The sequence below is a fragment of the Thiohalocapsa halophila genome (genome assembly GCF_016583825.1).
GTDB lineage: Bacteria > Pseudomonadota > Gammaproteobacteria > Chromatiales > Chromatiaceae > Thiohalocapsa > Thiohalocapsa halophila.
The window spans coordinates 1-11,150 of record NZ_NRRV01000106.1; the positions used below are offsets into that span (position 1 = coordinate 1).

The 11,150-nt window shown below is 59.7% G+C and carries 6 protein-coding genes; 5 read left to right on the forward strand and 1 reads right to left on the reverse strand.

What is annotated here, in order from left to right; all coding sequences use genetic code 11:
* Positions 1-212 precede the first annotated feature (212 nt).
* The 5 genes from CKO31_RS24035 to CKO31_RS24055 all read left to right on the forward strand — a co-directional run bounded on the left by CKO31_RS24035 (position 213) and on the right by CKO31_RS24055 (position 10,599).
* The gene (locus CKO31_RS24035) at positions 213-620 is read left to right on the forward strand and encodes a HEPN domain-containing protein (protein WP_322789206.1); all 408 of its coding nucleotides are present in this window, start codon (positions 213-215) and stop codon (positions 618-620) included.
* 411 nt (positions 621-1,031) lie between these two features.
* Complete coding sequence (locus CKO31_RS27565; RefSeq protein ID WP_200242747.1) at positions 1,032-6,596, forward strand: protein NO VEIN domain-containing protein; 5,565 nt, start codon at positions 1,032-1,034, stop codon at positions 6,594-6,596.
* Positions 6,596-8,311: a nuclease-related domain-containing DEAD/DEAH box helicase gene (locus CKO31_RS24045; RefSeq protein ID WP_200242750.1), complete on the forward strand. Its 1,716-nt coding sequence runs from the start codon at positions 6,596-6,598 to the stop codon at positions 8,309-8,311. Before CKO31_RS27565 ends, CKO31_RS24045 begins: the two co-directional genes overlap by 1 nt.
* A gap of 625 nt (positions 8,312-8,936) precedes the next feature.
* Entirely contained in the window at positions 8,937-10,076 is a 1,140-nt protein-coding gene (locus CKO31_RS24050) for an AAA family ATPase (protein WP_200242753.1), read from the forward strand.
* 22 nt (positions 10,077-10,098) lie between these two features.
* Positions 10,099-10,599 (forward strand): hypothetical protein, encoded by a 501-nt coding sequence (locus CKO31_RS24055; RefSeq protein WP_200242767.1) that lies wholly within the window; start codon positions 10,099-10,101, stop codon positions 10,597-10,599.
* A gap of 110 nt (positions 10,600-10,709) precedes the next feature.
* Here the strand turns inward: CKO31_RS24055 and CKO31_RS24060 are convergent, their stop codons facing one another.
* The gene (locus tag CKO31_RS24060) at positions 10,710-10,955 is read right to left on the reverse strand and encodes a hypothetical protein (RefSeq protein ID WP_200242769.1); all 246 of its coding nucleotides are present in this window, start codon (positions 10,953-10,955) and stop codon (positions 10,710-10,712) included.
* Positions 10,956-11,150: the final 195 nt, after the last annotated feature.

Below are 11,150 nucleotides of genomic sequence, written 5' to 3' on the forward strand. Positions count from 1 at the left end.
TGACGCTGTACTGGCCGTTCGACTCCTGGGAGCAGCTCCTCGACTTCATGCACGAGGCCCTGGAGCCCGCGACGCCGCCGCCTACTGGCCGCGCCGCTGCGCCAGGGCGGCAAATTTAGAATTGCTGCCATCTGGGAAGACGAGTGGACGAACCCGGAGCAATACGCCAATCCCGCTCTGCTGAAGAGCATCGCCCGCGAGGGCCTACGGCTGTGACCCAATCGCAGCACGCGACACAGCTGATCCAGAAGCCCTCTCGGGCGTTGGCGTCGGCGCGGCTGTTGCTCGAAGCCGCCGATACGGACGGCGCCTGCAACCGCGCCTACTACGCCATGTTCGATGCGGCGCGTGCCGCGCTCGCGAGCGAGACTTCGCCGGAGGCTGCGCGCACCCACAACGGACTCATCGCCGCCTTCGGCCTCAGGCTGGTCAAGACCGGGCGCCTGCCGAAGGAGCTGGGACGGATGCTCAATCGTGCGGAAGAGGTCCGACTGCTGGCGGACTACACCGGCGGCGTGGTCGAGCGGCAGGATGCTAGCGAGTTACTCTCGCAGGCGGAAACCTTCGTCGGCGCGGTGCGGGGTTATCTTGAAGGGACCGGTGCTGCTCGAGACGCCTGAGATTTCGACGTGGACCCATGACCGCATCTCCACAGATGCCCCCCAGGAACCGGAGAAACGGTTTATGTTAAGTCCGGATCGCCCCGCATGCCCGCCGTTACTGGATGTGCGACTTTACATAAGATTGATTATGCGCAATTTACTTTGTAACAAAAAGTGGTTCGTGAGCTTCCGGGCGGTTTGCGGTCGTTCGCGTACTATCATGAGGCAAGATGCTAAGAAGCTGCACTGGGAGTTCCATATCTCGAGGGGCGCGCCTGCATCCTCTCGGCCACGAAACCACCGCGTGAGACCTGTTGATCTGCGATGCCATCCCGAGAGAATCGGAGATGACACGCATTCTATCTAAGCTATGGCTGGTCAGCTATCCACTCAAGCTGTTCACTCGAATGTTGATCTAGGGGGCGTTACGTGCCAGTTGGACGGAAATTTGGACAACAAGAGCCACTGACGACACGGCTTCATAACCTCGTTCGGAGCTATCCAAAAGGCCTCGGCGTCCTCAAAGAGTTCATCCAGAACGCCGACGATGCCGAGGCCGATGAGATCGTGTTCGTCATTGACGAGAAGGGATACGATACAGATGGCCTTCCGGACACGATGAAGTGGCTCCACACTTCGCCGGCGCTGTTGGTCTACAACAGCAGGCCTTTCAGCGATTCAGATCTAGAAGGAATCCAGCGAATTGGGGAAAGTGGCAAGTCCGAATCTATCGGGAAGACGGGACGGTTCGGTCTCGGCTTCAACGCTTGTTATAACGTCACCGACGTGCCCTGCTTCTTCACGCGGGGAATTCTTCATTTCTTTGACCCCCACTTCCATACCGTCCCCGACGCGTCAGGAGCGAGTCCTGGGAGGTGCTTCGGCGCTGACGAGCTGACCTTGGCAGGGTGGCCTCTACTCGATTCGCTAGAGCAGTTCACAGGTGACGGCAGCAATTTTGAAGGTGTTGCCTTTCGGTTGCCGTTCCGGAGCCCTGGACAAGCCAGCGCCAGCCGCATCAAGAAGGATGCCTACACACTGGACGACGCCCGACAAGCTGTTCGGGAGCTGCAGGACATTGGTTCTGCAATGCTGTTATTTCTCAAGCATGTCAGGCGCGTGGGCGTTCAGTGGCGAGATCGCGGCGGTACCGTCACAGATGTCTTAAGCATCGAAGCCAGAAACCCTGCTGCGATCGCAGAATCTCGGGCAGATGTCAACGCCCTGCTGAGCATCTCAGAGCCAGAAGAACTACTCGAAACCCTGTCTCAAGTAGGCGATGTGTTTTCTAGTTGCCGCCATGAGTACCGCGTCAGCACCCAGGAGGCTGAGCGCGTCGAGAGCTGGCGCGTTGTGGACGGTTTCTTCGTGGACGAAGACCTCGAAATCTTGGGTACCTGTCGCAAAATGTTCGAGAACGAAGAGAAGGCTCTCCCCTACGCCGGCGCAGCCTACCAGCTTGGTACTCTCGAGCAGATCAAAGGGCGCGTCTTCTGTTCCCTGCCTACGCCGATGCCGACGGGGCTTCCCATCCAGCTCAATGGATACTTCGACCTTGAGGATTCGCGACAGAGCATGTTTCTGGACGCCGCGACCCAGGGATCGGCTCGGGTTCGGTACGAATGGAACCGGGACCTGTTGGGGATATCGGCGGCGCGAGCGTACGTTCGGTTGCTGACGGAGATCAGGGCCGACTTGACGGACCAAGCAGCATCCACCTACTACCGGGTTTTCCCGAAGTTCGTAGACGAGGATTCCGGCTGGGAGGGTTGGCTCACAGGGGCGTTCTACCAAGGCGCGGCTGAGATGCCGACGATCAGGGTTGCCGACGACGAGCAATGGAAGTCGCTGGCAGATACGCGCTCACTTCCTTACGAACTCTTGTCGGTACAGGAAGCCCTAGTTTCCGAGAAGAAGCTGCCGATACCCGTGCCGTCCCTTCCATCCCACGTGCACAACGGTTTCACAGCCAATGAAATCGAAGTTCCCGAGCTGACGCCGCACGATCTACGGACCGAGTTAGAGGTAGAGAGCGATGTGGACTGCCCAATCCGATCGGCACCTAGGGCCTGCCTGAGATCGCGTGACCACGTTCTTCAGTTGCTGAGATTCTGCCTCAGCGACGGCCCGGAAGAAGATATTCGTGGATTTCCTCTAGCGATTGACTGCCGGGAACACTTGCGCACGATTGGGCTCACTAGCTCCCCTTTGTACCTGACTCAAAATGAGTTGGACTTTGACGTTTTCGGCGAGCATCCAGACTGGTTCGTCGATCCACTCTTGGCTGCGGATGCGAACCTCACAGAGGTCCCTGATACGAACCTCTTGACAATGGACGCTGAGAGCTTCGTTGGTGAACTGGCGGAATACGTGGCTTCAATAACGGAGGACGATACCCCCCAGTTGAGCAGGGCGAAGTCAGGACCGCTGACGGACGAATGGCTTCGGTCCGTCTTCAGCCGACTACTCGACAGCGATTTGAATGGATTGCACTCTGAATTAAATGAGATTCCGCTAATACCCGACCAATCACGGATATTGCGCACGATGGGCAATAGCGCGACGCCGTTGTTGTTCAGGGGCTCCCAAGACCCGAAGCGTGCGTTAACCGATCTGTCTGTGCCCCTTGTGCAAGGCGTCAGCTCGGAGCTATTCGGATTGCTGAGACGATTCTCCGAGAAAGAGGACTGCATCTGGTCGGTTACACCGCGCGACCTCGTCGACACGCTCGCCGACGAATGTCGTGAGACACTGGCCGAGTACGATGATGTTGCGGATGTTCAACGCGCCATTCTTAACTATCTGAGCCGTGAGGAATCTGTTGCCGCACTCTCGGCGTTGGAAGACCGACGAGACAAGCTGAGGGGATTGAAGCTTTTTCCGACGTCCGACGGGAAGCTTGTCAACCTTTCCGGAGACACCTACACATCCGAAGGGTTCAAGTTTCCCGCGGTCGATCTCGACGTAACGCTTCTCGACGATGGACCGAATCAACGCTGGCGTGGTTTGTATGGCGTTCTGTCCGTGCCGGAGCTGTCCCGCTCACGCCTGATCAGAGAAGTCCTTCTGCCGCGTTTTGAGGACATGGATAGGGACGCACTGATCGAAGCATCTACATGGCTGCGCGATGAGCTGAGTCGAGCTCAAAGCGACGAGGAAGCCGCTGGTGCTTCTAGCACCCTTTTCGATGACGTACGAGACTCTTCCATTATCGTATGTGCGGACGGCGAGTTGCGAGCACCGAGGAACGTCTACCAACCAGGTAGTAAGCTAGCCGAGGCCGTTCTAGGGGATCAGGCTGTATTTCCCGACATGCAGCGGACCTATGCAGAGAGCCATAGTCGATGGCTGGAGTTCTTCCGGCAGCTCGACATGCCGACGGAGCCACAACTGGTTGATGTGGTTGCCTACGTGAAAACTCTCGCGGAACGCGAGCCCAGCAAGGACAACGCGGCGCGGTTGCAAGCGGCTTACCACGAGATCAAGCGGCGCGTCGATGCGGCACTCGATGATGCAAACGAACTTCCGGCCGATCTTGAGGAGGCCGTTGGCGATCTCGCCGCTACCGCATGGGTGCCCCTTCGGCAAGAGGGCGGCGATCTCTTATGCTTCCGGCGCCCTGAGCGGCCATTCGCGCGTCCCCAGGATGTCTTCTTTCCACGTGTCGGACAGCTAGTTGCAAGTCAGGCCGGCATCACGACGTTTCGGCCGGAGCCCAACAGACGCTGCCGCAAGGCGTTCGGATTCCCCGTCAAGCCCCCTGTCGAGTTGGTTGTAGACCATTTCAATCGGATCTTGGTTGCATGTGCTGACGCGGAGTCGATGCCCAGGGCGACACTTCTTGTTCGTGCGCTCGGCCAAATCTACCGCTTCTTCGGTGGAGAGGCGCCTCAGGAAGCAGATGACGTGGATGAAGCCACAGGTGCCCCGGAAGCTGATACTGCACCCGACCTGGCGGCCGCGTTCTCTGACACGCCATGCATCTGGGACCAAGAGCGGGAACTGTTTTGGCGACCGAGCCACGTTTTCTCCGACAACGTGAGATACATGGAACCATGGCGCAGGACGATCCGTGCCAGCGAGGACGCGATAGAACGCGGTTACGCAGCTCTGGGGAGGCGGGAATCTCCGACTCTTGAGGACTGGAAGCTGGTGCTCGAAGAGATCGCGGAAAGCGGCAAGTCCCCGTCACAGAGCGCGGTCGCGGGCGTGATTCGCGAAGTCATCAGGAGGATTTCCGAAGAGCTAGACCAATCAGGTGGCGTGGACGACGAGGTGCTGGTGCCGACCCGAAACGGGCAAATGCAGCAAGCCGGGACTGTATTCCTTGCCGACGCCCCATGGTTTCAGCCAATGCTGGATTCTTGGGAGATTCCTTTACTTGCAGCACAGCTGGAGTCCGTTTGGGGTATCGAACGTACCTTGGGCATTTCGAGCTTGGATGAGTCCGTCGAGCAGAGGCTGACGGAGTATCCTGTCGAGAGTAAGCTGGAAAAGGAGTCCCTTGAGTGCTCACGGCTCGAAGAGCTTCTTCGTTCGGACGAGTTCAGGATTGGACTGCGGCGCCTTCTGCGTCACGATGGACAAGAGGTAAAGGATGCGTCGCTCATGCACTTGACCGACATTCGTGTCATTTGCGTCAAGGGCATCAGGACATCTCTGTTCCTGCGGGTTGATGACTACGAGCAGTTATTGGGTGACTCCGAAGCGGAGATCTACTGGGATCACGAGACTCTGCAGGCCATGCTTGCCGAGAACCGGTTGCGATATTTCTGTGATGACCTTGCCGGGCTTCTAAGCCGAGCGCTCGGCATGCAGACACTACGTCACTCGGCTCCGCTCGTCCACATGCTAAATTGCGTGCCGACTGAGATAGCCGACGTTCTGGATCATCTCAAAATCCGCCAATACGCATTTGAGGCTGATGCCGACGAGAGTCGACAGGAAGATGTCACGGCCCAGGAATTCCCAGAAGATGGCGTGTCGGATGACTCAGGTACGCGTGCAGAAGAAACTGCCTCCCCCGGCACAACTGACACCGAACCAGAAGAACAGGAGTCTGAGATTGAGGAGGCTGAAGAGGAAGCCGCATTCGAGCGAACTGGCATTGAGTCCTCGCCGACCGATCAGTCCGCCCCACATGTGACATCTACCGCCTCGCCGCGGAGAGACTCTGGAGCTAGAGAAGATAAAGCATCTGCGGCGCGAGCTGATGGTGATCGGGGCTCCGCAGGTGGCGGGGGAACGCGGTCGAGGCCGAGCCCAACACCTCGCAAGAGGGCGGCTGCTCATGTCGATCAAGAAGCTAGCAAAGGGCCCAGAGCACCACTTCGAGAGACAGCGAGTAGACGAAGGCAGCAGACACAACAGCGTCGTCTAGTCTCATATGTAGCGCGATCGGATACAGATAATCGGGATTCCGAATCTGCGCCATCCGAGGAACGGCGATTACGCATCGCTGCTGCCGCGGTCCAGATCGTGCTTCAGCATGAACACCAGAAGGGATGCGATGCCCGGTCCATGGCTCATGCCAACGCGGGATACGACGTTTTGTCAGAGTGCGATGGTGCAACGCGCTACATCGAAGTCAAAGGGACTGAAGCGGCTTGGGGGGAGCGAGGCGTTACGCTGACACCGACGCAGTTTTTCTATGGGCGAGAGAATGAAGACAGGGACCATTGGCTCTACGTCGTAGAGGACGTCTTTTCTCAAGATCCAAGAGTCCACGAGATTCGTGACCCCGGCACCCTGGTCGATCGTTTCATCTTCGACGGGGGCTGGCGGGACGCTGCGGAGACAGCGGCCCCTGCTACAGGAGTCTCGCTTTCAATCCCTTCCCCCGGCGACAAGGTACTGCGCGATGGCGAATTTGTTGGAACCGTTGAGAGTACTCTGGAAGCCGGACGGTTCCCGCTGGTTATCTACCGAGACAACGATGGCAATCAGCAGCGCAAGCGGCTCGCCGACGTAATTATTCAAGCAAAAGAGTCATAGTGGCTAAGATCTACCCAGTTCTGACTGATTCGCAGCTCAGAAACCTGCCATCGACGGCGGAGGCGAAGGTCTACTCTCGACTGCGAGATGATTTGAGCGATGATTTCCTAATCATCCACGGAAAGTCCTATGTGGCAACGCGCAAAGATGGAGGCCACGGCGACGGGGAGGCTGACTTCGTCATATTTTGTGCGGGACATGGTTTGTTGACAGTCGAGGTTAAAGGCGGTGGCGTCGCATATTGCCCTGAGACCGGATGGGCCTCAGTTGACCGGTTCGGCAATAGTCACGAAATCAAGGACCCTGTGGCGCAGGCAAGGAATCAGAAGTATGCCTTCCTTAATCAACTGAAGATGCATCGCGAGTGGAACGCACTGCGCCGTCGAATCGCTTTGGGACATGCTGTTCTTCTGCCCGACGTTGATCGAGTTGAGGAAATTGCAATGCTTGAGTGCCCTAATGCGATCGTTGGTGGCAGCCGTGCCCTGCGAGATGTTACCAATTGGCTAAACGAAGTATATGACTATTGGGAGGGGGATGACTGCTCCCCTCTTGGAGCAGATGGTCTTCGCGTTATTGAGCGGGTGCTTTGCCATACGATCCATGTACGGCCGCTTCTGCGTGACATTCTTGAGGATGACAACGCCGTACGCCTCAGATTGACTGCGGAGCAGGCATCAGTACTGAGGACTCTGGGGCGGCGCAAACGCGCAGCGATAGTGGGTGCTGCCGGAACGGGAAAGACGGTGCTCGCTCTAGAGAAAGCACGCATGCTAGCTAATGCCGGAGCCAAGGTGCTCCTGCTTTGTTACAACAAGCCACTGGCTGCCGTACTGAGCCGACAGTTCGATCCGGCGGGAAAGGTTTTCGCGTGCACGTTCCACCAGTTCTGCCAACACTGCTGCCGTCGATGCGTAGAAATGGGGCGTACTGATCCCATGGCGCGGGCTCAGGCGGAGGTACCCGACGATGACTACTTTGACATCCAGCTACCCTTGGCCGCCTTCTACGCCATTGACGACCTCGGAGATGAGTTGCGCTTCGATGCAATTGTGATCGATGAGGGTCAGGACTTCGGAGAGGAGTTCTGGCTTCCGGTGGAGATGGCCATGAAGAGTTCGGCCGACTCGTCGATGTACGTCTTCTACGACGAGAATCAAAGGTTGTACTCTAGGGTTTCGTCCTTCCCTATCCCTGAATCGGAAAGTTACCCTCTCACAAAAAATTGCCGAAACTCGAAGCCCGTTCACGACCTGGCCTACCGCTACTACGAAGGAGCGCTCGCGGACGACTCTGGAATCGCCGGAGTGGATCCCATGCCACTCGCCGCGCCCCACCTCCGCGGGCAGGCCAAGAAGATAGCCCAGAAAGCCACAGAGCTGATCCACGATGAAGGAGTGCCTCCCTCGGAGATTGCTGTGCTCGTGGCAGGAAAGCCGAAGGAACAGTACTACGATCTGCTTCGCAGCGAGACACTTCCGCGGCCGGCCCGGTGGTCCCGGGAGGAGCACTTCCAGGAGCGTAGTATTCTCATCGACACGGTCAGACGTTTCAAAGGTCTCGAGCGCGACGTTATCTTCTTGTGGCTCGACGATCAGTCCGTAGCGGAAGTGGCGATCATGTATGTGGGCGTATCGAGAGCTAAGTCCGTCCTCTATTTGGTCGCCGACAGTGACTCGCTAGAGCAGTTGCAGTTGGCTAGTCGCACCGTTTGACACGCAGAAGGGGATTACTCCTGATGCACTCCTGCATTAGACGCATGCTACTTTCATGGGTCTCCTGCGTGTCCGTCGTGGTGCCCCTCCTCTAACAGCAACGAAGTTCATAACGTACAAGCATGTTAACCGGCACGCGCCACACGCGGAGCCGGCCTCGTGCTCCGAGCGTGCCCGGCGCGCGTCGGTTAACTGTAGTTGAACTGACCGAGGCCGGAGTCTGGCGCCTGCGTATTCCGCGTGGTGCGTTGCGCGATGTAGGGGATTGTATTGCGGGCGGGGGTGTGAGCCAAGGCGTGGACGGCCTGAGGTTCGCGTCGGCGAGAGGCAGGGCCGCGTGTTTTGGGATGCGCTGCGGGTGTCAGCGGCAGTTGGCGTGGGCCGCCCGGACCGCTCGTGTGCGATTTTTCGGGCATCTGGGCGAGCGCGGGCGCCGAGCCGGCCGTCGCCACTGCCGCGGACGGGCGGCACGCACAGCTCGATCAGCAGGCTCTGATCGTTTCCCACAAGGGATCAGCGGCGCGCGACGAGGGCCGGGGGTGGACTCCAGTCGAATCCGCCGTATCCTACGAAGGCCCGGCCAGCCAATCGCGCTCCACCGGAATATTTCCAGCTACACCGATCCATGCTCAAGCGCATCTACGTCTCGAACTTCCGCAACCTCGTCAACTTCGAGCTGCGGCCGGAGGGGCTCAGCCTGCTGATGGGGCCGAACGGGTCCGGCAAGTCCGCAGTGCTGGATGGCCTGGCGCGACTGCGCGACTATGTCGCGGGCGGGCTCGGCATGGACAGCTTGTTTCCGCAGGCGGAATTCAACCGCTGGGCACAGGGGGATGAGGTCCGGCAAGTCTACGAGCTTGACCTGGAGGCGAATGGCGGGCTGTACCGCTACCGACTCGTCGTGCGGCTGCTGCGCGGCACCGGCCAGGTGCGGATGGAGGAGGAGCGGCTCCGCTTTCGTGATCATGACCTGTTCCAATTCAGCATCGAGGACGGCCAGGCCAAGGCGCAGCTCTTCCGCGACGGCGGCGCCAAGGGGCCGGAGACGCTCGCCAATTGGTCGGTATCCGGGGTCGGCTTCCTGCAAGCCCGCACCGAGAACACCGAGCTGGTGGCTTTTCGCGAGGCCCTCGCGCGCATGTACGTCATCCGCTTGTCGCCGGAGGCGATGGCGGAGGACGGCGGCGAGACTGACCGAGAGGCGCGACTTCCCGCTCGGGACCTCTCCAATTTCGCGAGTTGGTACCTGCATCTGCTCCAGGAGGCCACCGATCAGGTGTTCGCGGTCACCGCGGCGCTGCGCGAACGGTTACCCGGGTTCGTCGCGCTGTCGCTGGTCAGCTCCGGCGAGCGCAAAGTGCTGAAGGCGCGGTTTCGGTTTCCGGGCTCGGCGCAGGAGGCACAGTTTTCGCTCCGCGAGCTGTCGGAGGGGCAGCGAGCCATGATCGCGCTGCAGACCCTGTTGCATTGCCTGCCGGACGCCGCCCTGCTCTGTGTCGACGAGCCGGAAAATTTCCTGGCACTGCCGGAGATTCAGCCGTGGCTGGACGCGGTCTATGATCGGGTCGAGGACGAGCGGCTGCAGGCCCTGCTGGTTTCGCACCATCCGCGGCTGATCAACATGTTGGCCGACGACGCGGGCTTCTGGGTCCACCAGGACCCGGATGCCGGGGTGGCGCGAGTCAGCCCGATCACGCGTAGTGCGGATACGGAAGGGCTGCAGATGTCCCAGCTCGTCGAGCGGGGGTGGATCATCGATGCCTGAGTGCAAGGATGCGCAGGTCCTCGTGCTGTGCGAGGACCGCCGTCACTACCACCTCGTCCGCGGCTTCCTGGAAGAGAAAGGGTTCAAGAGGATCACGGAGAGGAAGTCGCCGCCGGGCTCCGGCTCTGCCGAGCAATTCGTGCGCGAGCAGTTCCCCATCGAGCTGAGAGCCCACCGCGCCCGCGCCCGGTATGCGAATGTCCTGCTCATTGTCTGCGTCGACCGCGACCGGGGCAAACAGGATCGCGTCGCGGAGTTCGCCCAAGCCTGTGTTGACCGCAAAATGCAACCCCCGGCGGACGACGACCCACTGCTCGTGCTGATACCCGCTCGCAACATCGAGACCTGGCTTTATTTGGTCGAGCATGGCCCGCCGGTGGACGAGACGACCGACTACAAGCCGCTCTGTCGGGCTGCGAAGCCCGGCAGGCTGGGCCGCCGGCTGGCTGCCGACTGCTCCACGATCAACCTGAGCCCTTCGCTGGTGAGGGCGCGGCGCGACTGGCGCCGGCTGTGTGGATAGATCTCCAGCGCAGCTCCACCAGCACCACCACGGAGATGACGAGGTTGCCGTGCCCGACCGCGCCCAAAGGGCGCCTGAATGCAGGCGGCCGGCGGCGGATGCGCTGCGAGCTATTCGTCCCGCAGGTCAAGACGGCGCTCGATGCGGTCGACTCGCGCCGAGAGTCGATCATAATCGGCACGCTGCTCGACCACTTCCGCGTACATGTGCGCCAGATCCCGGCGCATGCCGGCCACGGTGACCTCGAGGCCGTTGAGCCGCGATTCGATGCGGTCCAAGCGCTCATCCTGATCGGATTGCTTGGCACGAATGGCACGCAAGTGCTCAATGATGAGGTTCTCGATGTTGTCGGTCATGGCCGGGCGCCAGGTCTGCGGCGGGCGACAGGTTGATTCCCTCTGCAAGTCTAGCCCATCCGTGCCCGCGGGTGCGAACAGTACTGATGTTGTTTGCTAGGATTGAGCGGTAAATTGCTGAAACAAGGAGCCGACGATGCCGAGACGAACCGAAGACGAAGCGCTGCTTGAGCGACTGGAGCGGCATCCGCAACT

What these genes read in the sequence shown, in the direction of transcription:
- CKO31_RS24050 (WP_200242753.1), top strand. Translation starts at nt 8,937, where the DNA reads ATGCTCAAGCGCATCTACGTCTCGAACTTCCGCAACCTCGTCAACTTC.
- CKO31_RS24060 (WP_200242769.1), bottom strand. Translation starts at nt 10,955, where the DNA reads ATGACCGACAACATCGAGAACCTCATCATTGAGCACTTGCGTGCCATT.